This is a genomic window from Paenibacillus sp. FSL K6-2524 (genome assembly GCF_038005525.1).
GTDB lineage: Bacteria > Bacillota > Bacilli > Paenibacillales > Paenibacillaceae > Fontibacillus > Fontibacillus anaericanus.
In genome coordinates, this window is the sequence record NZ_JBBOSP010000001.1 from 2,350,198 (window position 1) to 2,375,894 (window position 25,697).

General features: G+C 42.5%; 26 protein-coding genes and 1 other RNA gene. 17 read left to right on the plus strand and 10 right to left on the minus strand.

The genetic code is table 11. The annotated features are described in order from the left end of the window. Nucleotides 1–74: 74 nt before the first annotated feature. Complete coding sequence (locus tag NST85_RS10430) at nucleotides 75–1,181, plus strand: DNA glycosylase AlkZ-like family protein (RefSeq protein ID WP_127193803.1); 1,107 nt, start codon at nucleotides 75–77, stop codon at nucleotides 1,179–1,181. Further along, entirely contained in the window at nucleotides 1,178–2,080 is a 903-nt protein-coding gene (locus tag NST85_RS10435; RefSeq protein WP_127193804.1) for a hypothetical protein, read from the plus strand. Before NST85_RS10430 ends, NST85_RS10435 begins: the two co-directional genes overlap by 4 nt. A 92-nt stretch (nucleotides 2,081–2,172) precedes the next feature. On the opposite strand, the gene NST85_RS10440 is transcribed toward NST85_RS10435, so the two are convergent. After that, a complete protein-coding gene (locus tag NST85_RS10440) occupies nucleotides 2,173–2,928 on the minus strand; it encodes a YheC/YheD family protein (protein WP_246054301.1) in 756 nt (251 codons plus the stop codon). A 198-nt stretch (nucleotides 2,929–3,126) separates the two neighbouring features. Between NST85_RS10440 and NST85_RS10445 the strand changes: the two genes are divergently transcribed. Both NST85_RS10445 and NST85_RS10450 read left to right on the plus strand, forming a co-directional pair. Then, nucleotides 3,127–3,945 carry a DUF6492 family protein gene (locus tag NST85_RS10445; RefSeq protein ID WP_341189242.1) on the plus strand — a complete coding sequence of 273 codons (819 nt, stop codon included), beginning with the start codon at nucleotides 3,127–3,129 and terminating at the stop codon, nucleotides 3,943–3,945. Next, the gene (locus NST85_RS10450) at nucleotides 3,946–4,968 is read left to right on the plus strand and encodes a sugar phosphate nucleotidyltransferase (RefSeq protein WP_341189243.1); all 1,023 of its coding nucleotides are present in this window, start codon (nucleotides 3,946–3,948) and stop codon (nucleotides 4,966–4,968) included. Between the two features lie 92 nt (nucleotides 4,969–5,060). Here NST85_RS10450 and NST85_RS10455 read toward each other — a convergent pair whose 3' ends face one another. Both NST85_RS10455 and NST85_RS10460 read right to left on the minus strand, forming a co-directional pair. After that, on the minus strand, nucleotides 5,061–5,708 hold the full coding sequence (locus NST85_RS10455) for a nitroreductase family protein (protein ID WP_341189244.1): 648 nt from the start codon (nucleotides 5,706–5,708) through the stop codon (nucleotides 5,061–5,063). Nucleotides 5,709–5,738: 30 nt separating this feature from the next. Next, nucleotides 5,739–6,929 carry an MFS transporter gene (locus NST85_RS10460; protein WP_341189245.1) on the minus strand — a complete coding sequence of 397 codons (1,191 nt, stop codon included), beginning with the start codon at nucleotides 6,927–6,929 and terminating at the stop codon, nucleotides 5,739–5,741. A gap of 245 nt (nucleotides 6,930–7,174) precedes the next feature. On the opposite strand from NST85_RS10460, the gene NST85_RS10465 reads away from it, so the two are divergent. Beyond that, nucleotides 7,175–8,203 carry a tetraprenyl-beta-curcumene synthase family protein gene (locus tag NST85_RS10465; RefSeq protein ID WP_445671176.1) on the plus strand — a complete coding sequence of 343 codons (1,029 nt, stop codon included), beginning with the start codon at nucleotides 7,175–7,177 and terminating at the stop codon, nucleotides 8,201–8,203. A 111-nt stretch (nucleotides 8,204–8,314) separates the two neighbouring features. Beyond that, nucleotides 8,315–9,286: a 6-phosphofructokinase gene (pfkA, locus tag NST85_RS10470; RefSeq protein WP_341189246.1), complete on the plus strand. Its 972-nt coding sequence runs from the start codon at nucleotides 8,315–8,317 to the stop codon at nucleotides 9,284–9,286. A 223-nt stretch (nucleotides 9,287–9,509) separates the two neighbouring features. Here pfkA and NST85_RS10475 read toward each other — a convergent pair whose 3' ends face one another. Further along, nucleotides 9,510–9,704, minus strand: coding sequence for a hypothetical protein (locus NST85_RS10475; RefSeq protein ID WP_127193866.1), 195 nt, complete (start codon nucleotides 9,702–9,704; stop codon nucleotides 9,510–9,512). Between the two features lie 182 nt (nucleotides 9,705–9,886). Continuing rightward, nucleotides 9,887–10,708, minus strand: a complete 822-nt coding sequence (locus tag NST85_RS10480; protein WP_341189247.1) for a YitT family protein — start codon at nucleotides 10,706–10,708, stop codon at nucleotides 9,887–9,889. 277 nt (nucleotides 10,709–10,985) lie between these two features. Here NST85_RS10480 and NST85_RS10485 point away from each other — a divergent pair, with 277 nt between their 5' ends. After that, a complete protein-coding gene (locus NST85_RS10485; RefSeq protein WP_281278207.1) occupies nucleotides 10,986–12,587 on the plus strand; it encodes a DEAD/DEAH box helicase in 1,602 nt (533 codons plus the stop codon). Nucleotides 12,588–12,657: 70 nt separating this feature from the next. On the opposite strand, the gene NST85_RS10490 is transcribed toward NST85_RS10485, so the two are convergent. Next, nucleotides 12,658–12,753, minus strand: a complete 96-nt coding sequence (locus tag NST85_RS10490) for a YjcZ family sporulation protein (protein ID WP_341189248.1) — start codon at nucleotides 12,751–12,753, stop codon at nucleotides 12,658–12,660. 186 nt (nucleotides 12,754–12,939) lie between these two features. Between NST85_RS10490 and NST85_RS10495 the strand changes: the two genes are divergently transcribed. From NST85_RS10495 to NST85_RS10505, 3 genes are all read left to right on the plus strand, one after another. Beyond that, nucleotides 12,940–13,731, plus strand: coding sequence for a YesL family protein (locus tag NST85_RS10495; RefSeq protein WP_127193813.1), 792 nt, complete (start codon nucleotides 12,940–12,942; stop codon nucleotides 13,729–13,731). A gap of 38 nt (nucleotides 13,732–13,769) precedes the next feature. After that, a non-coding RNA gene (ssrS, locus tag NST85_RS10500) (6S RNA) lies at nucleotides 13,770–13,960 on the plus strand. 186 nt (nucleotides 13,961–14,146) lie between these two features. Beyond that, nucleotides 14,147–14,536 carry a DUF1499 domain-containing protein gene (locus NST85_RS10505; protein WP_127193814.1) on the plus strand — a complete coding sequence of 130 codons (390 nt, stop codon included), beginning with the start codon at nucleotides 14,147–14,149 and terminating at the stop codon, nucleotides 14,534–14,536. A gap of 78 nt (nucleotides 14,537–14,614) precedes the next feature. Here NST85_RS10505 and tpx read toward each other — a convergent pair whose 3' ends face one another. After that, nucleotides 14,615–15,136, minus strand: coding sequence for a thiol peroxidase (gene tpx / locus NST85_RS10510; RefSeq protein ID WP_127193815.1), 522 nt, complete (start codon nucleotides 15,134–15,136; stop codon nucleotides 14,615–14,617). A gap of 114 nt (nucleotides 15,137–15,250) precedes the next feature. Here tpx and NST85_RS10515 point away from each other — a divergent pair, with 114 nt between their 5' ends. Together NST85_RS10515 and NST85_RS10520 are read left to right on the plus strand one after the other, a co-directional pair. Next, complete coding sequence (locus NST85_RS10515) at nucleotides 15,251–15,865, plus strand: rhomboid family intramembrane serine protease (RefSeq protein WP_341189249.1); 615 nt, start codon at nucleotides 15,251–15,253, stop codon at nucleotides 15,863–15,865. 62 nt (nucleotides 15,866–15,927) lie between these two features. After that, nucleotides 15,928–16,839 carry a LysR family transcriptional regulator gene (locus NST85_RS10520; protein ID WP_341191097.1) on the plus strand — a complete coding sequence of 304 codons (912 nt, stop codon included), beginning with the start codon at nucleotides 15,928–15,930 and terminating at the stop codon, nucleotides 16,837–16,839. 104 nt (nucleotides 16,840–16,943) lie between these two features. On the opposite strand, the gene NST85_RS10525 is transcribed toward NST85_RS10520, so the two are convergent. Together NST85_RS10525 and NST85_RS10530 are read right to left on the minus strand one after the other, a co-directional pair. Continuing rightward, nucleotides 16,944–17,621, minus strand: a complete 678-nt coding sequence (locus NST85_RS10525; RefSeq protein ID WP_341189250.1) for a zinc metallopeptidase — start codon at nucleotides 17,619–17,621, stop codon at nucleotides 16,944–16,946. Nucleotides 17,622–17,660: 39 nt separating this feature from the next. Further along, complete coding sequence (locus NST85_RS10530; protein ID WP_341189251.1) at nucleotides 17,661–18,092, minus strand: MerR family transcriptional regulator; 432 nt, start codon at nucleotides 18,090–18,092, stop codon at nucleotides 17,661–17,663. Between the two features lie 277 nt (nucleotides 18,093–18,369). On the opposite strand from NST85_RS10530, the gene NST85_RS10535 reads away from it, so the two are divergent. From NST85_RS10535 to NST85_RS10550, 4 genes are all read left to right on the plus strand, one after another. Beyond that, nucleotides 18,370–19,764, plus strand: a complete 1,395-nt coding sequence (locus NST85_RS10535) for an ammonium transporter (protein ID WP_341189252.1) — start codon at nucleotides 18,370–18,372, stop codon at nucleotides 19,762–19,764. Nucleotides 19,765–19,785: 21 nt separating this feature from the next. Then, a complete protein-coding gene (locus NST85_RS10540; protein WP_341189253.1) occupies nucleotides 19,786–20,883 on the plus strand; it encodes a DUF294 nucleotidyltransferase-like domain-containing protein in 1,098 nt (365 codons plus the stop codon). Next, nucleotides 20,880–21,614, plus strand: a complete 735-nt coding sequence (locus tag NST85_RS10545) for an exonuclease domain-containing protein (RefSeq protein ID WP_341189254.1) — start codon at nucleotides 20,880–20,882, stop codon at nucleotides 21,612–21,614. The genes NST85_RS10540 and NST85_RS10545 overlap by 4 nt, the downstream gene beginning before the upstream one ends. 279 nt (nucleotides 21,615–21,893) lie before the next feature. Further along, the gene (locus NST85_RS10550) at nucleotides 21,894–22,484 is read left to right on the plus strand and encodes a TlpA family protein disulfide reductase (RefSeq protein WP_341189255.1); all 591 of its coding nucleotides are present in this window, start codon (nucleotides 21,894–21,896) and stop codon (nucleotides 22,482–22,484) included. Nucleotides 22,485–22,534: 50 nt separating this feature from the next. On the opposite strand, the gene cimA is transcribed toward NST85_RS10550, so the two are convergent. Continuing rightward, nucleotides 22,535–24,154 carry a citramalate synthase gene (gene cimA / locus NST85_RS10555; protein ID WP_307393313.1) on the minus strand — a complete coding sequence of 540 codons (1,620 nt, stop codon included), beginning with the start codon at nucleotides 24,152–24,154 and terminating at the stop codon, nucleotides 22,535–22,537. 185 nt (nucleotides 24,155–24,339) lie between these two features. Here cimA and NST85_RS10560 point away from each other — a divergent pair, with 185 nt between their 5' ends. Continuing rightward, the gene (locus tag NST85_RS10560) at nucleotides 24,340–25,626 is read left to right on the plus strand and encodes a DNA polymerase IV (RefSeq protein WP_341189256.1); all 1,287 of its coding nucleotides are present in this window, start codon (nucleotides 24,340–24,342) and stop codon (nucleotides 25,624–25,626) included. Nucleotides 25,627–25,697 lie beyond the last annotated feature (71 nt).

Sequence of the window (25,697 nt, forward strand, 5' to 3'; positions counted from 1 at the left end):
CATATGCTTTCGAAGTAGTTTTGAACGAAGTTAATCTTTGAAGTAACGCTTACAAAACTTTTAGGAGGATTTAGATGAATCCATGGAAGTACAGTGAAATTATTGCTGAAAGAATGAAAAGGCAGGGGTTAACACAGCCCTTAGATAACCCTTTGGATGAAGAGTCATACACTGAATTGTTTCGCAGGCTTCAGCCTGTTGCTCCAGTTCATTTTTCGCGACCAGGTGATCCTCCAAAGTTAATTCATCGAACAGAGTACGACGACACAGGAATGTCCTCTTCTTTAAGGGAGCGACATATCCTCGTAAAGGGACGATTTCTAGGTGGGCGTGTGGCCTATGTGCTAGAAGATGACCTGAAGTTATACGCTACAGCTTTTCGCAAAATGCCTACTCGATTCAACCGGGTTCACGAGGATGTACTAAGTACGATTCGCGAAGCGGGGGGACTGACGAAAGAGCAATTGAAGCAAGAACTTGATTACTCTGCCGGAGATATTGGTAAAGCACTACAGGACCTGCAATGTGCATTCCTACTGCAAGAGGATCAAATTGATACCGATTGGGAAACGGGATGGCTTGATTTTGCTGAAGAATGGTTCGAAATTCCCACAGATGCAGAAAGCCAAGAAGAAGCACTCTTAGAAGTGATACAAAGGTTTGTTGTATCCATGGTATTTGTGACGGAGAGCCAAATCAAAAGTTGGTGCAGTTTACCATCCAAGACGATTAAAGAAATGGTGCGGCGGTTAGTAGAATCTGGACGATTAGTACGAACTCAGGTTGAAGGGCTAGATGAGGGTGTTATGTCAATTGAGGACGCCGAGTCTACATCTTCGTATACCAGTGAATATCCAAAGGGAATATATATGTTGGACAAGTCCGACATTTTGGTAAGAGCTCAAATGGATGAATTGAAAACACGCTACAAAGGATTAGAAGTTTTGCAGTACTTACTGGTAGATGGCAAGTTCCAAGGTGTGGTATTGGGACATTGGCGGATCGGTCCGTACGATGTTGATGACATTATTTTAGATTTGGATCAATCCGAGTTGGCTGCGAGACAAGCAGAAGTCTTAGCCGCAGTTCGAGAAATTTATAATCCAGAAGACTGTGCTATATTGCGTTATAACGGTGCAGAGATTTCCAAATGTCCAATAGAGGAAGGTAAAAGATCATGAATATGGAATACGGTAAAAATGAGAATGTCGTATTGGACCGTGCTAGGACTTTTATATACAGTAGTGCTCGTCTGATCGATCGTATGCGCTTCGCATACCATTTCGAGAACGGCTCGAAGGATGATGTACTTGCTGTACTGAGCGCGTATCAGAACAAGGATGGAGGCTTCGGGAATGCACTCGAGCCTGACATGCGTTGTCCACAGAGTCAACCGGTGACAACGGAAATGGCGTTAGGTATTATGAATGAAATGGAGAGCTTTGATGCAGAGATCATGGACGGTGTAATCGCATATTTGAAGTCCATATCAATACCTGACGGAGGTTTGCCAAGAGCTACGACTGAAGTGAACGACTATCCTCATGCTCCATGGTGGACTACGGAACATGATGGAGTTCCATCCATAAATCCCACTGGGATTATTATAGGTTTATTACTCCGTCAGAAGACGCGGAGAGATTTTATCCAAGATGATTGGTTCCAGAGTCATATCTCATTCTTATGGCGTTCCATGGCTAACAGCCTTCCAGGTGATTATCACGATTACTTACAGTGGAGCGAATTTTTACAGAACACACCAGAGCAAGAACGCGCTAAAACTTTTGCACAGATCCTAGATGATTGGTTACAAGGACCTGGCATTATCGAAAAGGATCCGAGCGCAGGAGGTTACTCTCAGAAGGTTTTAGATTATGCTCCTGCTCCAGGAAGTTACGCTTCGCGCTTTGTTACGGAAGAAGAGATTATAAGTCACTTGAATTATGTCGTGGAGAGTCAACAAGAGGACGGCGGTTGGGCTGTTTCATGGCCAACGGTTAGTCAGGCGGTTGAACAGGAATGGAGAGGGCGGATTACAGTAGATCGTCTATTAACCCTTCGATCTTACGGGCGGATTTAATTTAAAAGTTACAATGTAATAAAAACGTCCACCCATCCGATATTTGGATTTAGTGGACGTTTTTATATTTCTCGGGGGAACCTATAGTGCCCTTACTTCTTAAGACTTGCGCGTCGGCAAGTCATGACTCTACGGTACATTGATTTATCTTTTAATTGGTTGAAAATATAGGGATCTGGACTTGTATTCACCTCGATGATCTGAGGGCTAACCGTTTTATCCAATCCGACATCCACACCAATTTGCCGAAACTTGGGGTAAGTTTTTTGAAGGTGCTTAGCTATTTTTATTCCAAGTGTATCTAATTCTTTGTGAAGATGGTGCTGTTCACCTTTAGATAAATGTGTGCGGAGTAAACTTTCAATGCTCATAGGTTTACCCCCACTGTGGTAATTCGTAACAATTTTTCGTGCGTGTCCTAAACGCCCAATAATCCCCGTTGTTTCCCATTTACCCTTTGGATTTACCTGTACCATAACCCGGATATCAAACCTACGATGATTATGTTTTAATAGATGAATTCCTTTTTGAATCAAATACCGGCGCTTCTTAATCCGCTTTATGAGGCTCTTGTGGAACTCTGTGAACGATTTGAATTTCAGTATTTTCTCCTCGATCTGGTAGGTATATGATTGTTCGTTAATGATTTCTGCACGAATTACTCCATTTCCGTACGTCCCGCACTCCGGTTTGATGTATATCATACGATACTGATTAATCATAGATCTTAAATTATTGGCATTAAATTTTCGTGTATCAGGGATGAAGGGTTTTATCGATTTATTTGTAAGCAACACTTTGGTTTTGATCCATTTACTCTGCACTGCGATCAGTCTTTTAGCTGTCAACTTTGTTGTCCCTCCTATCATAGTCACCATAAATACGCAATAGCTTATTTCAAGGTAATGCATCTTATGCAGACCCATAGATTTGGTACAGAACAAATGCCTTCATTATCACAAAAAAATGGACTCCGTTCTCGCCCAGACCGTGTAGTAGACTATTGCATACCATAAAGAAACGCATACGAATAATGATCTAACTAGATGCGTAAATTTCTATGTGGAGCTGAAGAGATGAACAGTTCGTCCACCATTGATGTGCTCATTCCCACGATTGAGAAGGACTTAGCAACACTACCTCATGTAATAGATGGTCTCCGCCGTAATGTGAAACATAAGATTGGTCAAATTTATGTTGTATCACCTCAAGGTAGTAAAATTAGTGCACTTTGTAAGCGCAAAGGATGTATTTTCGTTGATGAGAAAAAAGTTCTCCCTATCTCCAAAAAAGATATTCATTATCGTTCTGCACGTTGGGAACGCTCAGGCTGGTTATATCAACAATTACTCAAATTTAGTGGTGACACCATATGTAAACACAAGTACTTCTTAGTAATAGATGCAGACACCGTACTTATTCGGCCACACAGCTTTTTATCCCATAGCAAGGGACTGTACTACTGCCGCAATTGGAGTCAACCTGAATACTTCCGCACGTACAGAAAATTATTGGGATCAAAAGCACCCTCACCTAAGTCTTTTGTTACCCACTATATGCTGTTTGATAAATCTAAACTGAGTCAACTGAAACGAACGATTGAAGCGAAACACAATCTCCCTTGGTATAGGGCAATCATCCGTAGTATCGATAAAACGAAACAATTCGGATTCTCTGAATATGAAACCTACGCCAATTATGTATACAGTACGACCCCCAAATCAATGATTCTTAAGAATGCTCTAAATAAAGGACTTAAAGTCAAAGCATCTACACTACCGCAAGCCCAAATGAAAAAGCTGGCCCTGAGCTATCGTTCGTTATCGTTCCATGAACGGAAGGGTTACAGTAGGTCGACAAGATAAATGACAAAACCTATACGCATTGTATTTCTATGTGGTGGTTCGGGTACAAGATTGTGGCCATTATCTAATGAAATCCGCTCTAAGTTATTTCTTGAGATTCTTCCTTCACCTCAAGGGGAGAGAGAATCTATGATCGGGCGTGTGTGTCGACAGCTTACGGCGTCAGGATTATGGGAATCAGCAAGTTTTGTTACAAGCCAAGAACAAGCACATCTTATTACCAGGTACACTGAAGGGCAACTGCCTCTAATTATTGAGCCATGTAAACGAGGCACATTTACAGCTACCGCTCTTGCCGCGGTTTATCTTCATACCTATAGGTTGGCGGAACTCGACGATATCATCACGATAACTCCAGCAGATATGTTTGCGGGTGAAGACTACTTTAATCAGTTTAAGTTACTTACTAGCATACTAAGAGATTCAGGAGCAGATTTGGCCTTGTTAGGGACGAAGCCTTCACATCCATCAGAGCAATATGGTTATATCTTGCCAGAACTTAGTGGGAATTTAGGATCATTAGAATATTCCAAGGTCTCAAGTTTTATAGAGAAACCGGATGTAGACACGGCACAAACACTTATTGAGCAAAGCGCATTATGGAACTGCGGAGTATTTGCTTTTCCCCTTAAATTAATCCTCACCTATATGGAGCAAATAAATATGCCGACGGATTATGAATCCTTAATGGCTGTATACGAGAGTTTACCCGTACGCAGCTTCGATCAAGAAGTCGCGGAGCGCATATCCAATTCTGTTGTACTCCCATATGAAGGAGAATGGAGTGACCTTGGGAGCTGGGCAGCATTAACAGATCATTTAGATAGTAGTATCATAGGTCAAGGGAAAATTTGGGGATTATCTCCTGATACGCATATTGTTAATGAGCTTCCATTTCCCGTTCATGTTATTGATGTACCTGATATTATTGTGGCAGCCAGTCCAGATGGGATCCTCATATCGAAGAAAAGTAGTGCAAGTAAGATTAAAAAAATTCTAGTTGAAGGCGAAGGGCCGACATAACCATGAAGGAGTTCTGGCGTGGAGTGACCCCTGGATACCTGGGTAAAATGCCAAAAGTCCCGCCATATTCTGGCGGGACTTTTGTTAGGTTATCATTCTACGATTCGTAATATATCTGCCACTTCTCGGCGAGGAATGGCTTTAGGTGAAATTGCAGGGTACCCGAGAGCGATGACCATTGTAACCCCTCGATCTTCTGGGATGTGGAGGTATTCTCGCAGCTTATCTTCAGCTAGAAGTACAGGTCCAGTCAATGGACAAGTTGCAAGACCTTTAGCATGCGCAGCAAGCATTAAGTTCTGCGCGGCTAGACAGCTGCTCTTTAACCCTTCTTCTTCCCACACTTCTGGTTCCACAAAAGAAATGGGATCAAAAATTTTATCTCGGAATTTTGATGCATAGGGCGTGGATAAGCATACGATCATTACAGGAGCACCAGAAAAGGCGGTGGCATAGGGGCCGAACGACTTTATGAGCAGTTTTGCTTCCCGCTTGAGGCCCTTCTGTTCCGCACGCGCTGCCGTTTCATGAAGCTTTTCCCAGGTGAAGTCCTCGACATGCTTAATCTTATCTCGGTTAACGACAGCAATAAACTCCCATGTCTGTGAGTTAGTATCGCTAGGCGCATAGCGGGCGCAATCGATGATTTCCTCAATATCGGTAATGCTGACTGCTTCATCGGTAAATTCACGGATACTTCGACGTGTTTTAACTACTTCACGGAATAAAGAGAAATCCATAGGACCCCACCTTTCTCAATTGAGATATTTTTATGAATGAAGATCTATGTCCTGTCTTTGGATCGTAGGTTTACGGTATAGATAACGGCTAGCGAAGCCGAGACAGGCTAGAGCAGAGAAAGCCATCGCCACAAGATAGAAATTGGTTCGCCCGGAATATTCAAATAACATACCTCCAAACGTTCCACTCAGCAGTCCGGAGGCACTTGACCACATTATTGTAAATAAGGCTAGCCCTGTCGCCCGATAGTCATCCGGAATCAAACGGGTAAGCATACGGATCGCCGTCACATAGAACACGCCAAATGAGATGCCATGCATCATTTGCACCCCAATGATTCCATAGGGAGAGGTAGTCATTCCCATCAGAAGAAATCTGACCGTGAACATAAGACTTGCGAAAACTAGCAAGGGGAGTTCTTTAAATTTCTCACCATATATACTAAGGAACAGAAAGATAGGAACTTCAGTCATTGCCGAGGCGAGCATCGCCCAACCGATAAGATCCTGGGTTGCTCCAAGATCATGAAGAGAGATCGTTAGGAAGGCATCATTCATGCGTAGACCTAAGGCAAGACAGAAGACACAACCAAAAAACCATAACAATTCCTTCTGTTTCAGAATGGACCAAATGCCTGAGAAATCTACTTTTGCAACGGTACTCACACGGTCTTTTATAAAGAAACTAAAAATCAGTGCAGCCACAGTAATAACCATAGATACTGCAAGAGTCCATTCAGAACCGATAGAAGTCAGAACGTAACCGATGACAATAGCGAATGTAGCGTATCCTAGTGATCCAAAGATCCTGATCATGATGAAACTTTTATCATATTGCTTAGCTGTAGAAATTGCTATCGTATCAGTTAATGGAAAAACAGGATAGAAGAAAAAATAGAAAATGGTTATAGAGATCATAATGACTGAAAATGTAGAAGACATTGAAAGAACAACTGTCATTATAATTTGACCGATGAGGAGGAGAATGAGAATCTTCTTGATTGTACGATAACGGTCACTAGTCAGACTCCATAGGAGGTTAGCGAACAGAGAGATCATTGGACCTAAAGCGTATAACAATCCAATCTGACTGTTGGTGAATCCTAGTTGGGCATAATACAGCGGGAAATAAGAAGCTACAAGTACGCTTGTCCCAAAAACTGTGAACGTAAAAGCTCGCAGCCATGTAAGTTCAGGCCGAGAGAAGGAAGATTTCTTCATTTCTGTCAGTACTCCGTTCTAGGTAATTTATAGCATGAAATGACTCTAAGAGTATAACTCGCATCTAGTGAGCCAACGATAGTATATCATATTGGAAACGCTGTGATTTTGTTTATTTGTGCAAAAAGTTGGAACATATTATAATATAGAATGGTTTAAATTATGTATAACAACGTAGTGGAGGCAGGCCATTGATTGAACATGTGCAAAGCCGAAATCAGATTCCGCGTGAACCGCTCAGGCTAATGAGTCGAGTATACAAATTCATTTTGCCAGATGTACGGAACGCACTTGACGGCTGGAAGAAGGTTGCAGGAGATATTCCTGACCCTGAACTAAGGAAGCAAGCACTTGCCAGTATCGAGACGAAGAAATTTCACTGTCAGGGTGGCGCGGTTTATGCTGCAGCTAATTTGGAGCAGCGTCATGTTCTTATTCCTTTGATTGTAGCCTTTCAGACTATTAGCGATTATTTGGACAACCTATGTGACAGAAGTACGTCGATGGACCCAGGGGATTTTCGGCTATTGCATCAAAGCATGCTTGACGCTGTGAATCCAGAATTTGAGTTGAAAGATTATTACGCCCTACGAGATGAACGGGATGACGGAGGATATTTGGTCGCTCTTGTCAAAGCCTGTCGTTCAGGGATCTCCAAATTACCTGGTTACAGCGCAGCACAACCTTACATTACCGACCTTGTCGGTTTGTATACTGATCTTCAGGTTTACAAGCATATTGATCCAAAGCTTAGGGAAGCTGCGCTATTAGATTGGTGGGAGCAACATAAGGAGAAAACTCCGGAGCTTCACTGGAATGAATTCGCTGCCGCAACCGGTTCAACTCTTGGCGTATTTATGCTGTTTCTGGCAGCAAGTGATGCTGAATTGAACGGGAAGAGTGCTAAAGTGATCCACGATGCGTATTTCCCTCATGTATGCGGGCTTCATATCATGCTTGATTACTTGATTGATCAGGAAGAAGATGAAATCGGTGGGGATTTGAATTTCTGCAGTTATTATGAGGATAAAGAGACCATGTTAACTCGGATTGCTATGATTGTAGATGGCGCACGTAAGGATGTAGCAAGTCTTCCTGCTTCGTCGTTTCATGTAATGATTATTGAGGGATTAGTGGCGCTTTACTTATCGGATCCTAAAGTTAGCCAGCAGCAGGAAATAAGAGATGTGTCCAAACAGTTAATGAGAAGAAGCCCGTTGATGCGAGTATTCTTTTTCATAAACAGCCGATGGATTCGTAAACAATTATTATAAGTTTTGCTTCACAAAACAAGGTTATGCTTTCGAAGTAATTTTACTTCGTAAAATTGGGTTTATGCTTACGAAGCTAAGTTTTGCTTCACAAAACTTTTAGGAGGAATCATCATGTCAGAAGTTAAAAAAATCGCAGTACTCACAAGTGGTGGAGATTCACAAGGGATGAATGCTGCCGTACGTTCCGTAGTTCGTAGTGGATTGTACTATGGACTCGAAGTATATGGTATTCAACGGGGCTATCAAGGTTTGCTTAATAACGATATCTTCTCAATGGATATTCGTAGTGTAGGCGATATCATTCAACGTGGAGGAACCATTCTTCAATCGGCTCGTTGTTTAGAATTCAAAACACCTGAAGGTCAGCAAAAAGGTGCTCAAATATTACGTGATCACGGTATTGACGGTTTAGTCGTTATCGGCGGTGACGGTTCGTATCATGGTGCTGAAAAGCTGAGTAAGTTAGGTATCAAAACGATGGGACTTCCTGGAACAATTGATAACGATATTTCTTTTACCGATTACACAATCGGTTTTGATACGGCTGTAAGTATTGTAGTAGATGCTGTTAATAAACTACGTGACACAATGTCCTCTCATGAACGTGCTTCTGTCGTAGAAGTTATGGGTCGTCATGCCGGAGATATTGCGCTTCATGCTGGACTTGCTTCAGGTGCGGAGACCATTCTTATTCCAGAAATGCCTTTTGATCTGAATGAAGTGGCTGACCGGATGAGACAGAATTTTGATAATGGTAAGAGACATAGTATTGTCATCGTGGCTGAAGGCGTTGGCAAAGGTGAAGAGGTTGTTGAGGCGATTAAATTGCGTCAACCTACGCTTGAACCACGTGCTACCGTTCTAGGACATATTCAGCGCGGTGGATCACCAACTCCGTTCGACCGTAACTTGGCAAGTCGTCTTGGTGATTTTGCAGTACGTAGCTTAATTGCCGGTGAGTCAAACAAAGCCTGCGGTATGATCGGCGGCGAAATGGTTCTTACGGACATTGAAAAAGTAGTAACTACGAAGAAGAAATTTGATATGGATCTATATGAATTAGCTTCTCGTTTGTCCCAATAATTTAATAACTCAGGTAAATGTTAACTGGAAAAAGGGAAGTTCGTTAGACCCATCACTGGGTATCGAATTTCCCTTTTTTGTATATATAGGAAGATACTGGCGACATGTCACGTTTTTATCATGCTCCAAACTATTCCAATTTAGAGGGATTCAGGATATAAAAAAACCGCCTCTCTTCCGTAGGGGAAAAGAAACGGTCCGGTGTCATTCGGTTGTTTCGTATTCAGTGAAGATATGCAGCATTTTGATGCTCACAAATGCTAAATTGGATGATCTCCATTGCATCATTCGATTCCAAGATGGTCAAACCATCACGGAGGACGATCTCGGAGTTGAGCTCCTTAAGATTGAAGAAAGGCAACATATCAGGGAACCATTTCATAACGATTTGCTCAAGTTTTACCGTTTCCATGTCCACATCGATCACCCTTTCCTCCTAGAATCATTCATACGGAATCATTCTCAAATCGGAAAAGCATATAGCTTGTTAAGGGTAAAACTGTAACCTAGAGGGTTGACTTAGGAACCGCATAAACTCATTATACCACATCAAGCAGGAAATTATATGGGGGGTCTGTTCGTAAGGGACAGAAACCCAGATTACCGCTTGCGGAATGACCCCATGATGCCTACAGTCTCCACAATATTGACGAAGGCGTTCGGATCAGTTTCTTTAATAATATTTTTTAGCTCAACTAATTCATAACGAGTGGTCACAGTCATTAGCATGTCCTTCTCTTTATGTGTGAAGGCGCCTTGGGTTTTGATGAGGGTAACTCCCCGAGGAAGTTGCAATAACCTTGCCAGTAGTTCATCCGTTTTGTCGGTAACGATAAATAAAGTGATCTTGATGTGACTAATATGGATTAAGTCGAGCACTTTGCCGCAAATGTAAATAGATACCATAGAGGCTAGCGCCAGGTTCCAGTCGTCTTCTAAGTAGCCCATGGCTAAGATGACAACGGCATTCAATGCTACCAGTACATTCCCGATCGGGAAATCACGAAAGCGCGAGATAATGGACCCAACAATATCGAAACCACCCGAAGAACCACCTGCGCGAAACGAGAGTCCACTACCTAAGCCGACCAATACTCCGCCGAAAACTGAGGAGAGTAACATGTCGGTAACTAGGGGAGTAACTGGAATCAAGGCGATCAGCCAAGTTACGGAAATAACGGATATGATGCTAAAACTGATGAAACGTTTACCAAGTAAAAATAACCCCGCGATTAGAATGGGGATGTTATAGGCAAAGTATAATACGCTAATGTTAAGAGGTGTGAAATATCCCGTTAACATGGCTAAACCAGACACGCCACCACTAAGTAAATGATGCGGAATCAGAAATAAATTGAAACCGACAGCAATAAGAGCGGCTCCCAATACAACCATAATACAATCTTTAACTTGTTTAATCATGATGACTCACCTCACGGAGAATATGAAAGTATCCCAACCTGCTTGCTGGTGTTCCTTCGTTGTTATGTGCTATAATGTTTGAGATATTCTTGAGTAGGGATCCTTTTCAACTGGTCACTGTGTTTTCCTAAGTGCCTAGAGGTTGGAAGTTTATGTTATGATCTATTACCGTATGTAAATTTTATAGGTTAATTGGAAAGCCTATAGACGTTGAACGCTACTTAAGAATACAGTTAAGAATGTGGATTGTCCACTATATAGAAGGAGTATGAAAAATTTGAACACATTTGCAGAGTTTGGCCTAGAGCCAAAGGTATTACAAGCTGTCACGGAACTTGGTTTTGAAGAAGCAACACCGATTCAAGCGAAATCGATCCCCCTAGCTTTGGAGGGTCGCGACTTGATTGGACAAGCACAAACAGGAACAGGGAAAACGGCTGCGTTTGGATTGCCGTTAATCAACAAAATCGCTAAAGAAGAAGAGCGTATTGTTGCCCTTATCATGACACCAACGCGCGAGTTGGCCATTCAAGTTGCTGAAGAAATTGGCAAATTGGCACGTTTCAAGGGAACTCGTTCCCTTCCAATTTATGGCGGTCAAGATATTGTTCGTCAAATTCGTGCTTTGAAAAAGAAACCTCAAATTATTATCGGTACACCGGGTCGTCTACTTGATCACATCAATCGTAAAACAATCAAACTTGATGATGTTCAAACCGTGGTATTGGATGAAGCGGATGAAATGCTTGATATGGGATTCATGGACGATATTCAATCGATCCTGAAGCTTGTCCCAGCTGAACGTCAAACGATGTTATTCTCAGCTACCATGCCTTCGAATATCCAGAAGCTAGCTCAACAATTTCTTAAGAATCCTGAGCATGTCTCCGTTATCCCTAAACAAGTTAGCGCCCCTCTGATCGACCAATCTTATATCGAAGTTCATGAACGTCAAAAGTTTGATGGCTTGACTCGTTTGCTTGATATGGAATCTCCTGAACTAGCCATTGTATTTGGTCGGACTAAACGCCGGGTAGATGAGCTAGCTGAAGCTTTGCATATGCGTGGATATTCCGCGGATGGTTTGCATGGCGATTTGTCACAGAACCAACGTGATGCTGTAATGCGTAAATTCCGTGATGGTAGCATTGATGTATTGGTAGCAACAGACGTTGCGGCTCGTGGTCTAGACGTATCTGGCGTTACTCACGTTGTGAACTTTGACTTACCACAAGATCCAGAGAGCTATGTTCACCGGATTGGTCGGACAGGACGCGCTGGTAAAGAAGGCGCAGCTTGGTCTTTTGTTACGCCTAGAGAACTTGATCATTTGCACTTCATCGAGCGGATTACGCGTCACAAGATTACTCGCAAACCTTTGCCAAGTCTTGCTGAAGCTATCGAAGGTAAACAACGGATTACAGCGGAACGTTTCATTGAGTTGGTTGAAGCTGGCGATTTGAACGAATACAAAGGTATGGCTATCCAATTGTTGGAGCAATACGATTCCGTGAATTTGCTTGCAGCGGCATTCAAACTCATTACTGGTGAGAAGAATGACAAAGCAAACATCGAACTTACACCGGAAGAACCGATTCGCGTTAAACGTCGTAATCCTGATATCCGTTCAAGCGGACGCAAACCTTCTGGTTATGGTAACCGTACTGGTGGTAGCGGTGGAAGTGGCGGTAGCGGTGGTTATCGTCGCGATAGTCGTGAAGGCGGCAACCGTGGTGGTTACAATAGCGGTAGCAGCAGTAAAGGTGGATATAACAAAGAAGGCGGACGGGATTCCTATCGTTCTTCCGCAGATCGTAAGCCTCGTCCAAGCTCAAGCGGTAGTTCAAGTAGACCGCCAAAGCGTACAGAGGATAACTAACAACTAGATATTGCATAGGCAAAGAAGACGAAGTGCCCGTCACTTTCGTCTTCTTTGTTCTTTATTTAGACTAGATGCATGCACGGCTAACAATTACGAGTAGAATAAAAAGCACCAGAATTGTGCCTGTGGATGTAATACATCCAAATCCGCCTACATGTGACATACAATAACCTCCTTTATGGGTTCTTGAATTTTAAATTTGTAAGTTACGGTATATACTATGGCACATAGATTCCTCTAGATTAGACTCATACCCAGAACTGTCAAAATAGGCTGTAGATAGGGCTTGGGTTATCATGTATAGTTATAACTATAGAGATTAAATTATTTCTGGAGAGGAGTAATATTTTTGGAATACAAAGGATTAATGGGTGGATTTTACAAGATAACGGAATGGATTATGAGAATATCGGGAAGTAATTTGCTTTGGATGATCTGCTCGCTGCCGTTCATGTTCTTCTTGATGACTTGGTTGTTGTCCCCAGATGCTATCGTTAGAGATCAAACGTTATTATTCATGGCAGTTTTGGCACCGTTTACACTGTTTCCGGCAACGGCTGCATTGTTCTCTGTTGCTCGTAAATGGGTCATGGGTGAAAGCGATTTAAGCGTATTCAAAGTATACTTCAAAGGTTATAAAGAGAATTACAAGCAAAGTATGTTTGGTGGTATTTTCTATACTTTATTAATTGTGATCATGGTTGTTGATTATAACGTCTACATGAAGCAATTTGAAAACCTTCAGATTATCGGGATGATCATGCTGGTGTTCCTCCTAATACTTTCTGTTTCTTTATTTAATTTCTTTTCCCTTGTTTCGCACTATCACTTGAAAGTGATACTGTTAATTAAGAACTCTATTTTGCTTACGATCATTAGTCCATTGCGTGTAATCTATACTGTAATCACTACAATTGCTCTAGCACTTATAACCGTGAAATTCCCATGGCTTATTATGTTTGGTTTCGGTAGTTTGACGGCTTATATCGCATTTTATAATTTCTATCGCGCCTACACAAAACTGCAGGCCAAGGCGGAGAAGATGCAAGAGAATGATGGTGGAATTGACAATCCGGAGCAAGTAGAAGACGGCAATACGGCACTTCAACTTCCTGGTGAGAACGATTCGAAGAAGTTGTAGAAGGTTTACTTTTATATCATGAAGTTTTATAATAGGTATACGTCCTGCGATGTACGTTTCGGTTCTATGTTGTTTTGAACCAATGACGAAGTCTCGGGAGACTTATATCGCGTCGTCACCGAAATGCCTTATCCATCTGGATGTGGGGACTTCGAAAGCGTCGCTGCGGTCACCCACCTGCTAATGCAGGTTCGAGACAATGTAACCGGACGGCATAGGCGGGTCTTTTGTTACTTAAGTTGAACAGCATCTTATTTCTTCCTTTGGGAGGTAACGAGGTGCTGTTTTTTTTTGTTACTTGTATGTTAAGAAATGATAAGTTTACTTTCGTTTGTTACTTAACAATGGTAAACTATAGTATAAAGAAAACGCATACCTTATCTTATTTGGGGAGTAATGAAGGAGGAAGAAGAGGTTGTCATTCAAAAGAACATTAACCGGTGTTTTTCGCAGCCAGGAAGGTACTAGCGATCGTGCGAAGATGCCTGAATTAAAAACAAGATATTATCAATTATCCAAGGATAAAGTTTGGGAGGATGTCTCTTCCACATTAAAGAAAATTCCAGGTTACAAAGTGTTACATGAAGTTCCTTCAGTAGGCGAAATTACGTTGGAGAAACGTAGTGCCTTTGGTCGGACGATGGATATTACGGTATCAGTCATTTCAACGGGACCGGTTCGTACAGCAGTCGATATTTATTCTGCGACTCGTGGATCGCTAGGTGATATGGGAGCGAATTATCGCAATATCATGCAACTGTTAGCGATTCTGGATAAGAAATTTTCGGCGTACAAGGTGTCTTAAGAACTCAGATACAAAAAAAGCGAGTAGAGGGGATCGCTCCTCCTACTCGCTTTTCGTTACTAGTTGTTATACTTGATATTAAGCTAATAGTGCTTTGACTGCAGCTACCGGCTTTTCGTAGTCTGGATGTTCCGACATTTCCTTCAAATATTCAGCGTAACGAATGGTGTTATCTTTATCGATGACAAACACAGCTCGTTGATCCAGTTTGAATTCTTTGATCAGAACGCCGTAGGCTTTACCGAAGGAATTTTCTTTGTAGTCGGACAAGGTGATGACAGAGTCTATACCAGCAGCACCACACCAGCGAGCTTGGGCAAACGGAAGGTCCGCGCTTACTGTCAGGATTACTACTTCTTCACCGAGTTCAGCAGCCGCTTGGTTGAATCGGCGGGTTTGGGCGTCACAGACGCCTGTATCAAGGGAGGGCACGACACTAACAAGTTTAATTTTTCCGGCATAATCCTGAAGGCTTACTTCTTCAAGCAAGTTCTTATTGAGCTTGAAATCAGGAGCGGTATCGCCAACCTTCAGTTCCGGACCGATCAGTGTGATAGGGTTACCTTTAAATGTAGCGACGCTTGCACGTTCTTGTGTCATTTTTATTATCCTCCTAAACATTGTATAATTAATATTGGTTCAATTTTAATTATAAACTTTTTGAAAAGCTTTTGTCCAACTTAAGGAAATATTCAATGGAAAAGGAAGAATGCTATGATTTTTATTCGTTATGAAAATTGGAGAAGTTATCTTCGTTATTACCCTGTCACTTGTTTGATTTTGGCTGCGAATATCATAATGTTTATTATTGTCGCAACGCACGGAGGCTCTCAAAGTAATGTTGCACTGCTTAAATACGGTGCTTTAACTAATGTGGAGCCTTTTGTCTACGATTGGTGGCGGTCGATCTCATCTATGTTCCTACATGGTGGTTTTGATCATTTATTCTCAAATAGTTTTGCTATTCTTGTATTTGCACCTCCATTGGAACGTTTGTTAGGCCACTGGCGGTATGGACTTCTGTATCTGGGCAGTGGAATCGTTGGTAATTTGATTAGCTTGCAAATGTATCTTCAATCATCAGATTGGCATATATCTGTAGGGGCCTCTGGAGCGGTGTATGGGGTTTATGGAGCTTTCTTATATATTGCCTTGCTACAACGAAGTTTAATGGATGAGAACTCACGTAAAACTCTTTACAGCTTACTGATAGTCGGTGTCGTCTTCTCATTCGTAGCTCCTCAAGTGAACTGGGTGGCTCATTTTGGTGGATTAGTGGGTGGATTTCTGATCTACGCATTTATGAACCTATTTATAAAACGTCGTTGAACCCCAGAAGGGGACATGGTAAAGTTGGTACAAAGAGGAAGCGAAATGGAGCGATCAAATTCGTGGAACTGAGACAACTACAGTACTTTGTAAAAGTTGCGCAGAAAGAGCATGTCACACAGGCGGCTGAGGAACTTCATGTAGCTCAATCCGCAGTGAGTAGGCAAATTCATCAATTGGAAGAAGAGCTTGGCGTTAACTTGTTCATGCAGAAGGGAAGGAATTTGCATCTGACAGCAGTAGGTCAGTTGTTCTGCAATCGAATAGAGGCCATTCTCAAAGATTTGGATCGCGCAGTGAATGAAGTTCATGAGTTTCTTGATCCCGAACATGGTGAGATCCGACTGGGGTTTCCTAATAGTCTCGGTATACATCTGATCCCAAGTGTCGTTTCTGAATTTCGTAAATTGTTTCCTAACGTAAAGTTCCGGTTTAAGCAAGGGACGTATCCAACACTCATCCGTGATGTTATATCGGCTGAAGTAGATTTAGCATTTATTTCTCCATTTCCGGAAAGTCATGATCAAGTGGTGGGTAATGTCGTACTAACAGAGGATTTGGTCGCCATTCTTCCGCCGAATCATCACCTTTCAGGAGAACAAAGCATTCGATTAGAACAATTAAAGGACGATAAATTCATTCTATTTAGCAAAGGTTATTCGCTAAGGCCCATTGTTTGGCATGCTTGTTTGGAAGCTGGGTTTACACCTAAAGTAGCTTTTGAGGGGGAAGAGACCGATACCATTCGTGGCCTAGTGGCTGCTGGTATGGGTGTTAGCTTGCTGCCGGAGATGGCATTGTATCAGAGTTTCTCTTTGCAACCGAGCAGACTGCGAGTATCGGAGCCAAGAGTGACTCGTACCATCGGTTTGATTCATCGAACTGACGATAAATTACCCTTGGTAGCCCAATCGTTTCGGGGATTTTTGTTAGAGTATTTCGGGTTGGATGTCGATACCCCGCCGATTAGATAGCGATTAAACTATTTTGCACTTATCATACAAAAGAGCTCTCCCGTCGGTAGTATTATCTACCGACAGGAGAGCTCTTATTATTTCATACAGATAATTCAATTAATTTAGTCGCGGTTACCTACGAACATGAGTACTAAACGTATTAGTTCAAGCAGGGATACTAGGGCAGCGGCAACGTAGGTTAATGCGGCTGCGTTAAGTACTTTAGCTACACCGGCTTCATCTTGATTAGTCGCTAGTCCATTATTAATCATGATTCGACGTGCACGGTTACTTGCGTCGAACTCGACGGGCAATGTAACTAATTGAAACAGAACGGCTGCTGAGAAGAAAACAATTCCTAGCCCTACTAAGTTGAAGGCTCCAAATAAGAACCCAGCCAACAACATGAATGGTGCTACACCCGATGCGAAATTAACAAAAGGGAACATGCGATGACGTATAACAAGCATAGGGTAGGATTCTTTGTGTTGAATGGCATGACCGACTTCATGACAGGCTACTGCTACAGCAGAGATTGAACTTTCATTATAGACGGGTTCGGACAACCGGACGACTCGTTTAATGGGGTCGTAGTGGTCGGATAGGCTACCTCTTACGGGTTCGATTGGAACATCGTACAGTCCATTAGCGTCAAGCATACGACGTGCAGCTTCGCGGCCTGTTAACCCATACGTATTTGGAACCTCCGAATATTTGTTGAAAGTACCTTTGACTCGAAACTGAGCCCATAAGGAGAGTCCGAAAGCCAAGATGATAGGGATAAACATTGCTCCATACATAAAACATTCCTCCATTAATATTGGTTGTCTTGTTGATGATTACGTAAAAGGTCCATGATTGAGCAAAATACGTAAGGCTTCGATACATGCTAGACTCTGCGGCATTAGGTTAGAGAAGGCTCGACGGGCTTGATTCGGCTGTAAGCTGGAAATCAGTGGTTCGAGTTCCTTCACTTCGCGTTGAAGTTGTAACATATGAATCTCAAGTGAACTTAATTTCTCGGTTACTTGTTCTTCAGGACTCACTTCGTTCCATTGATCCAGTTTTTCTCGAATTTCTTCTAACGTATATTTCTCTTGTTTCATCTGATTAATACGTTCTAACCTGGCCAAGGTTTCAGAACTATACAGACGATAGTTCTTTTGGGTTCTTTGCTCCGGTGAGATCAGCCCGAGTTTAGTGTAGTAATCAATTGTACGTTGGCTGACGTCTGCAAGTTTAGCTAATTCTCCGATCCGGTACAACTTCATTGCTCCAATAGGCTCACCTCTCTCTAATATCCTTAATTCTATATATCTTTATGTAACATATGATACCCGAATTATAACAGTACAGTCAAACGTTATGCTTTATATAATATAGTAACTTTCTCGATTTTGTGTTCATATGTTACATATAATGTTACGAATAGTGCAAACAACATCTTTTTTTTCAAAAAAGTGTTGTCATTTCTGCTTATTTGGTCTTATAATCACCTTAACGATTTAAATTGTGTTAGGAAACATGACATTGAAGGGGTGGGTTTAAATGAAAAGGAAGTTGATGTTTGGTCTAATAGGTGCAATTGCGGTATTTGGATTTCCGATGTCGGCGTTTGCCGCTGATGGCGAAGTTACAACACAGGTGCTTGAGATTGGCTTAAACTCGTTATTCGTATTTCTTGCCGCAATGTTGGTATTTTTTATGCAAGCTGGATTTGCTTTATTAGAAGCAGGCACGGTTCGGATGAAGAATGCTGGCCATGTTGCCGGTAAAACGGTACTCACACTGGGTCTTACAGTGATCACATGGTGGGCATTTGGTTTTGGATTTGCCTTCGGGGATGGTAATAGTTTCTTGGGGACAACTGGTTTTCTATTTGGAGGAGACGGAGCCATTGGGTCATTTAGTGTCTTCTCAGAAGTGGGAGTTTCACTTAACCTGATGTTCTTGTTCCAAATGGCATTTGCGGCTGTATCGTTAGCTATTGCTTGCGGGGGTATGGCTGAGCGGGCAAAACTTAGTGTTTACATTATATTCGGTTTAGTATTTACAATAGTCATTTATCCGATTGTAGCCCACTGGGTATGGGGCGGTGGATGGTTAGGTAATCTTGGTATGCAAGACTATGCAGGTTCTACTGTTGTTCATCTCACAGGCGCTACGGCAGCTTTGGCAGCGATTATTCTGCTCAAACCTCGCCTAGGTAAATATAATAAAGAAGGAAAACCAAACAGTATTCCAGGTCACAACCAAGTATTGACGGTTCTCGGTGTAATTATCTTGTGGATCGGCTGGTTTGGATTCAATCCGGGTAGTGCGTTGACACCACTTGGTGACGGATTTTTCGGATATGTCCTAATGACGACAAATTTGGCCGCAGCTGCTGGTGGTGTTGCTGCCCTCTTGATCTCTTGGATGGTCCTTGGTAAATCGGATATTCCGAGTATGTTAAATGGTGTCTTGGCTGCACTCGTTGCAATTACTGGTTCTTGCGCCTTTGTAGACGCTTGGGCATCCATTGTTATTGGGGCCATTGCAGGTGTGTTAACTTTCTTCACAGCAAGATGGTTCGAACGTATGGGACTTGATGATCCAATCTGTGCTTTCTCGGTACATGGTATTGCAGGGGTTTGGGGAGCGATCTCCACAGGATTATTCGCTACACCTGAGCTCGTTGAAAAAACCGGCGTAGGTAAAGCTGGATTGCTCTACGGAGGCGGTTTCGAACAATTAGGAGTTCAAGTATTGGGAGTTATCGGGACTTTTGCTTTCGTATTCGTTATTTCCTTCTTAGTACTTGGCGGCATGAAATACTTGATGGGACTACGTGTAACAGAAGAGGAAGAAATGATGGGACTTGATATAAGTGAACATGGTACGTATGGATACCCTGAGCAAATGAGTTTGTTGAACTCAAATGCTAAGAATCATACTTTATAAAACAAGAAAGGGAGTGCGGCGATGAGCCAAAGAATAGACCCCGATAACGTTAGTTTTACAACGATCTCGTCGGCCTCCTCTCCTGAATTGTTGAAGATGGCCCGTATAAACAAACAAACAGAATTATATGGGATATTTTCTACCATGCCCATTCAGAAATGGGATCATATCGTTAATGATATGCATGATGCCATCATGTCCAGAGCTGTAGTACTTTGCGAAGAGGAGCTTATTCAGGAAGGGTTCGGCTCCCCTCCGGCTCCTTACGCCTTTATAACTTTTGGCAGTGCTGGACGCGGTGAACAAACGCTGTGGAGTGATCAGGATAACGGGCTAATCATTGGAGATGGGAACGTTAGTGAGCAAGAGATGACCCTTTATTTTGAAAGATTCGGGCAGAAGCTTTCGAATGTACTGGAAGGGGTTGGTTACCCGCTATGTCCTGGAAACGTAATGATATCAAATCCATTGTGGCGAAAAAGTGTTAGGGATTGGGAGAAGCAATTGCTGTACTGGAGTAGCCTGCGTGGATGGGAACAAGTTCGTTATTTAATGATCGCAGCAGATATACGGCATATATCAGGGGATCAGGGGCTATCATCGGCAATCAGACGCTCTATTACAACAATTATGGCACAAAATGGTGATCCAGATAATGACCTTTGTGCAGCAGTTCTGCGTAATACGGTCCGGCATAAAGCTGCGATTAATGTGCTAGGTCAGGTAATAACGGAACAATCGGGAGAACATGCAGGAGATTTCGATGTTAAGTATGGTTTGTATATCCCACTTGTGAATGCGATCCGTTACTTAGCGTTGCATTATGGAATCCAATCCTCTTCTACTTGGGAGAGAATATCGCAACTAGACCAGCTTGAAGCAGTTCCGGTCCGATGGTTAGATTCTTGTCGCAAAGCCTTTGATACAGCAGTTAGATTAAGGTCGCTTGTGCCTGAAGCGGAAGTTAATGGCTTCTTGACTGGGACACATTACTTGTCTCAGAGTATGATCAAACAGAAAGAAATTAAATTTGAGCTTCGAGAAGCACTAGGTACGGTGAGGCAAATGTATCGTACGTTACAGCGGCAACATCGGTATGCGGAAAGGAACTGGTTATGAAGGAACCGATGAAGGGGAATGGAGGGTTCTGGGATACAATAAAAAATGGTGGGGGTTCACCGCGGTTAGCATCTATGCTTGGGGCTCCCAGTGCACAACAAATCGCATTTGTTCGTTCATTAACCAAAGGCCAGCGGAGACCTGAAACGTTAAGCGTACCGCTTACTGAATTGAAGACTGCAGTGTTTGATCTAGAAACTACAGGGTTTCATTATCATTATGGAGATGAAATATTGTCGTTTGGGGCAGTTAAAGTTGAGGGAGAGAAGATTAGCCAAGAGGTATATTATTCTCTGGCTCGGCCTGCTTGTACGATACCAGAGCGAATTATTGACTTGACTGGCATTACTCAGGAAATGGTTCAAGATGCTCCGGAACTGTTGGAAGCATTACGGGGATTTATGTCATTTGTTGATGATCGAGTCTTGATTGCGCATGGTAGTGCCCATGATAAAGCGTTTCTAGATGTGGCATTGTGGAAGACAACAAAGGCTCATTTAGGACATCGCGTATTGGATACGATGATGATTGCTCGAAAATTGGAGCCAGAACAAGGCAAATCAGGACTTGATGATTGGTTAGCGATTTATGAGATCCCTGTTACACAGCGGCATCATGCTTTAGAGGACTCTAAAATGACTGCCGAGTTATGGATTGTTCTAATCCGGCAGTTAAGAGATAGAGGAGTCATCACTTTAGGTGATCTGTATGCCTATTTAAGTAAAAATTAAGGATAGTTCCATAATCATTTGTTGATTACGGGACGAGCCTCATGGAGGCTGAATAACCCATTTTATTGTTGATCTACTTTATAACCACACATTTTGAAGTCGTTCGAATTTTCGGACGGCTTTTTGTTTTGTATAAGTGAGCCAAATAGATATAGGGAAATCTAATCACTGAATTACTTTTTGGCGAAAATGTTCTGAATTGAAACCTTTTACGAAAAAAGGGTACAATAACCATTAGAATTGTTAATAAACTCACATTAACATAAAGGACGTTGTTAAATGAACCGAAATAGATGGATTATGGTGGCTCTTGTCCTGCTGATTGGAGCGGCTTTGTATGGAAATAGTGGTAAAGGACTGTTGTCTTTTCTAAAGGCTAACGACAAATCTGAGGCGACATTAAATCAAACTAGCGAATCTTTAATTGCTAACGCTGCCCAGGGAGCGCCTAAGCCAGGGACGTTGTCACCAGAATTTTCACTCGTAGGATTGGATGGAAAGACGTATCAAGTGGGAGGAAAACGTGATAAGCCGCTCCTGATAAATTTCTGGGCATCTTGGTGTGATCCATGCAAGGAAGAGGCTCCAGATTTGGTTACTCTGGCAAATAAATATAATGACCAGCTTGATGTATACGCTGTGAATGTTACGATGTACGACAAATTGGACAACGTTAAAAAGTTCGTGGAGCAGTATGGTTATACCTTTCCGGTTCTATTAGATGAGAAGGAGGAAGTGTTTCGTAAATTTAACGGAGCGGCTTTTCCGACGAATGTGCTTGTGGATAAGGATGGAGTCATACAAGACCTAATTATTGGCATTCTACCCGCGGATGAATTGGAAGCTAAACTTAAAAAGTTGTTAGATTAGAAATTAAAAAAGGGGATACCTATACCAACTAGGTGTCCCCTTCTTCATAATTAATGATTAATTAAACCCCGGCCGGCCGAGGGGATCTCTTCATAATCTTCTCGCTTCGTTTGTCGCAATAGGGCATAACGGAGACTATCGACTAATGCTTCCCAGCTCGCTTCAATTACATTGCCTGATACTCCGACAGTGTTCCACGAGTTAGCGGCATCTTTGGATTCGATGAGCACTCTTACCTTGGAAGCCGTAGCCTCTTTGTCGTCTAAGACACGAACTTTATAGTCGGATAAGTGAATGTTCTGTAATCCAGGATAATAGCTTATCAGTGCTTTGCGAAGTGCATTATCTAGAGCATTCACAGGTCCATTTCCTTCGGCAGCTGTATAGACGCTTGCCCCGTCGATGTTCAACTTAACAAAAGCTTCAGAGACAACGGGTTTATCGGCAGATTTCTCTACCAACATTTTAAACGATTCGAAGGTAAATAATTCTTTGAGCTCACCGTTAGCTTGACGCAGAAGTAGTTCTAAGGAAGCGTCTGCTCCTTCGAATTGGTATCCCTCATGTTCCATGTCTTTGATCTTAGACATTACTTCGCGAGTGCTATCGTTATCCGAGCGAAGTTCAATGCCCATTCCCTGAGCTTTGGATAAAATATTACTCTGTCCAGCGAGCTCAGAGACCAGTATGCGCTGCTGATTTCCTACAGTTTCCGGAGCGATATGCTCATAAGTTCGTGAATCGCGAAGGATCGCAGATACATGAATCCCGCCTTTATGGGCAAATGCTGAGGATCCGACATAGGGTTGGTTAATAGGCATATTCACATTAGCAATCTCACTGATATAGCGTGCGGTACTCGTCAATTGTTTGAGTTGGTCGGCTTCCAAAATGTTGTAACCGAGCTTCAGTTGCAAACTAGGGATGACGGAACAGAGATTAGCGTTACCACATCGCTCACCATATCCGTTCATCGTGCCTTGAATTTGCTCCGCTCCAGCGCGAACTGCGCTGATGGAGTTAGCGACAGCTAATTCACAGTCATTATGTGTGTGAATACCGATTCTGGAGGTGGTAACCTGTCCAGCCAGTACGGTAACGATGTCATGAACTTCGTGAGGAAGAGATCCTCCATTTGTATCGCACATGGTAAGCCAATCCGCCCCGGCTTCTTCTGCTTTGCGCATAACGGCGAGTGCATATTCTGGATTGTTCTTATAGCCGTCAAAGAAGTGCTCAGCATCGAAAATAACTTCAAGACCTTTGCGTTTCAAATAAGCGATAGAATCGTAAATCATGGCAAGATTTTCTTCAAGTGATGTTTGGAGAGCGGTATGTACGTGGAAGTCCCACGATTTACCGACCAACGTAGCGGCTTGTGCGCCTGATTGGATCAAGCTGTTCAGGTTAGAATCAAGCTCGGTATTGCTATCTTTACGGCGAGTGCTTCCAAATGCTGTGATCTTTGCCGAAAGACCAAGCTCTTTAACCCTATTGAAAAACTCAATATCTTTATTGTTGCTTCCCGGGATGCCGCCTTCAATATAATGAACACCCAATTGATCCAGTTTCCTGGCAATCTTCAACTTATCGTCCACGGACAGACTGATGCCTTCTCCTTGAGTTCCGTCGCGAAGCGTAGTATCGAAGATAGATAAGGCCTTTGACATAATGGAAGTACCCTCCTTTGGATGTTCTCAGATTGTAAGCTCTGAATAATAATTTTCTAATTATATCATCTGTTAATGTAATGTAACATGCTTTTTATTATTTTGCATATGACCATATTGACCTGTTAAATCTAAAAAAGGTATGCTGACACTAACAGTAACCCATGAAAAATGAGGGAACGCTCATGAGAAATGTTGAGGATTATTACCCTACTAAAGGTAGAGTTGTTCTTCATGTTGATATGAATGCCTTCTATTGTTCTGTCCATGAAGCGGAGGAACCAGAGAAATATAAGGATCAACCGACGGCGGTAGCCGGTAGTGTGGAACTCCGTAAGGGTGTCATTGTGACTTGTTCCTATACGGCTCGCAGATTGGGTATCTCTACGGGAATGACAGTCAGTCAGGGAATGAAGAAATGTCCACAATTAATTGTAATTTCTCCTGACTTTCATCTATACCGTAAATACTCCAAAGCATTTATGGCTATAGCATACGGTTATACACCTCTCTTACAGGCAGTGTCCATAGACGAATGTTATTTAGATATTACGGGTTCCAAACAGTTCGGTACTCCTTTGGAAATTGCCCATGAAATTCAATCACGGGTTGCCAGTGAACTGGGATTACCTTGTTCCATTGGGATCGCACCTAACAAGTTGCTAGCTAAAATGGCCTCTGATATGAAGAAGCCCCGAGGGATTACAGTATTAAGGCTTCGAGATGTGCCTCAGTTATTATGGGACAAGCCATGTAATGATCTGTTCGGCATCGGTAAAAAGACAGCGGAAAAATTAAAACGGATGTCTATCTATACAATAGGTCAGTTAGCTGCGACGGATGAACGTTTATTGATAGAGCGATTCGGAGTGAACGGCCTTTGGATGAAACAAGCTGCACATGGAATCGATGATTCGCCTGTAATAGAAGAACGGGAGAAGAACAAGTCCATTGGTCATACGACAACCATGCCGCGTGATATAAGCGATATGGAGGATGTCCAGCGTGTTATGCTCAACCTGGCTGATCAGGTAGCACGGAGACTTCGCAGGCAGAATCTTATGGCTCAAACGATTCAAATTACGATTCGAACACCCGATATGGTAACGGTGACGAGGTCCCAAAGTCTAGGCAACGTGACAGATTCGGCTGAAGAAATATACCGAGAAGCTTGCGACTTGTATCGTCGTCATTTTCGCGGGGGGAAGCCCGTTCGTTTATTAGGTATTACACTGCAAAATCTTCTACCGAAGGAGGAAGCGGCCTTGCAGCTCGATTTATTCGATTACGAGAAACAACCTAAGAAGGATTCGCTCACCAAGGTAATGGATTTGCTTCGTGACAAGTTTGGTGAAGATGCTATTCTGACCGCTGGAATGCTAGGAGATGACCCGTCTACACTGATAAGAAATCATAAAATTCGAGGTACATCACTGCAAAAATTCGATATCCAAGAAAATCAGGAGGAATGATAACTATTATCAATGGGATTATCTGGATAATGAATTGAAATTGCTCTCGGTTTATATTATATTGGTGTAGT

What these genes read in the sequence shown, in the direction of transcription:
- NST85_RS10430 (WP_127193803.1), top strand. Translation starts at nt 75, where the DNA reads ATGAATCCATGGAAGTACAGTGAAATTATTGCTGAAAGAATGAAAAGG.
- NST85_RS10435 (WP_127193804.1), top strand. Translation starts at nt 1,178, where the DNA reads ATGAATATGGAATACGGTAAAAATGAGAATGTCGTATTGGACCGTGCT.
- NST85_RS10445 (WP_341189242.1), top strand. Translation starts at nt 3,127, where the DNA reads ATGCGTAAATTTCTATGTGGAGCTGAAGAGATGAACAGTTCGTCCACC.
- NST85_RS10450 (WP_341189243.1), top strand. Translation starts at nt 3,946, where the DNA reads ATGACAAAACCTATACGCATTGTATTTCTATGTGGTGGTTCGGGTACA.
- NST85_RS10455 (WP_341189244.1), bottom strand. Translation starts at nt 5,708, where the DNA reads ATGGATTTCTCTTTATTCCGTGAAGTAGTTAAAACACGTCGAAGTATC.
- NST85_RS10460 (WP_341189245.1), bottom strand. Translation starts at nt 6,929, where the DNA reads ATGAAGAAATCTTCCTTCTCTCGGCCTGAACTTACATGGCTGCGAGCT.
- NST85_RS10465 (WP_445671176.1), top strand. Translation starts at nt 7,175, where the DNA reads ATGAGTCGAGTATACAAATTCATTTTGCCAGATGTACGGAACGCACTT.
- pfkA (WP_341189246.1), top strand. Translation starts at nt 8,315, where the DNA reads ATGTCAGAAGTTAAAAAAATCGCAGTACTCACAAGTGGTGGAGATTCA.
- NST85_RS10480 (WP_341189247.1), bottom strand. Translation starts at nt 10,708, where the DNA reads ATGATTAAACAAGTTAAAGATTGTATTATGGTTGTATTGGGAGCCGCT.
- NST85_RS10490 (WP_341189248.1), bottom strand. Translation starts at nt 12,753, where the DNA reads ATGTCACATGTAGGCGGATTTGGATGTATTACATCCACAGGCACAATT.
- tpx (WP_127193815.1), bottom strand. Translation starts at nt 15,136, where the DNA reads ATGACACAAGAACGTGCAAGCGTCGCTACATTTAAAGGTAACCCTATC.
- NST85_RS10515 (WP_341189249.1), top strand. Translation starts at nt 15,251, where the DNA reads ATGATTTTTATTCGTTATGAAAATTGGAGAAGTTATCTTCGTTATTAC.
- NST85_RS10525 (WP_341189250.1), bottom strand. Translation starts at nt 17,621, where the DNA reads ATGTATGGAGCAATGTTTATCCCTATCATCTTGGCTTTCGGACTCTCC.
- NST85_RS10530 (WP_341189251.1), bottom strand. Translation starts at nt 18,092, where the DNA reads ATGAAGTTGTACCGGATCGGAGAATTAGCTAAACTTGCAGACGTCAGC.
- NST85_RS10535 (WP_341189252.1), top strand. Translation starts at nt 18,370, where the DNA reads ATGAAAAGGAAGTTGATGTTTGGTCTAATAGGTGCAATTGCGGTATTT.
- NST85_RS10540 (WP_341189253.1), top strand. Translation starts at nt 19,786, where the DNA reads ATGAGCCAAAGAATAGACCCCGATAACGTTAGTTTTACAACGATCTCG.
- NST85_RS10545 (WP_341189254.1), top strand. Translation starts at nt 20,880, where the DNA reads ATGAAGGAACCGATGAAGGGGAATGGAGGGTTCTGGGATACAATAAAA.
- NST85_RS10550 (WP_341189255.1), top strand. Translation starts at nt 21,894, where the DNA reads ATGAACCGAAATAGATGGATTATGGTGGCTCTTGTCCTGCTGATTGGA.
- cimA (WP_307393313.1), bottom strand. Translation starts at nt 24,154, where the DNA reads ATGTCAAAGGCCTTATCTATCTTCGATACTACGCTTCGCGACGGAACT.
- NST85_RS10560 (WP_341189256.1), top strand. Translation starts at nt 24,340, where the DNA reads ATGAGAAATGTTGAGGATTATTACCCTACTAAAGGTAGAGTTGTTCTT.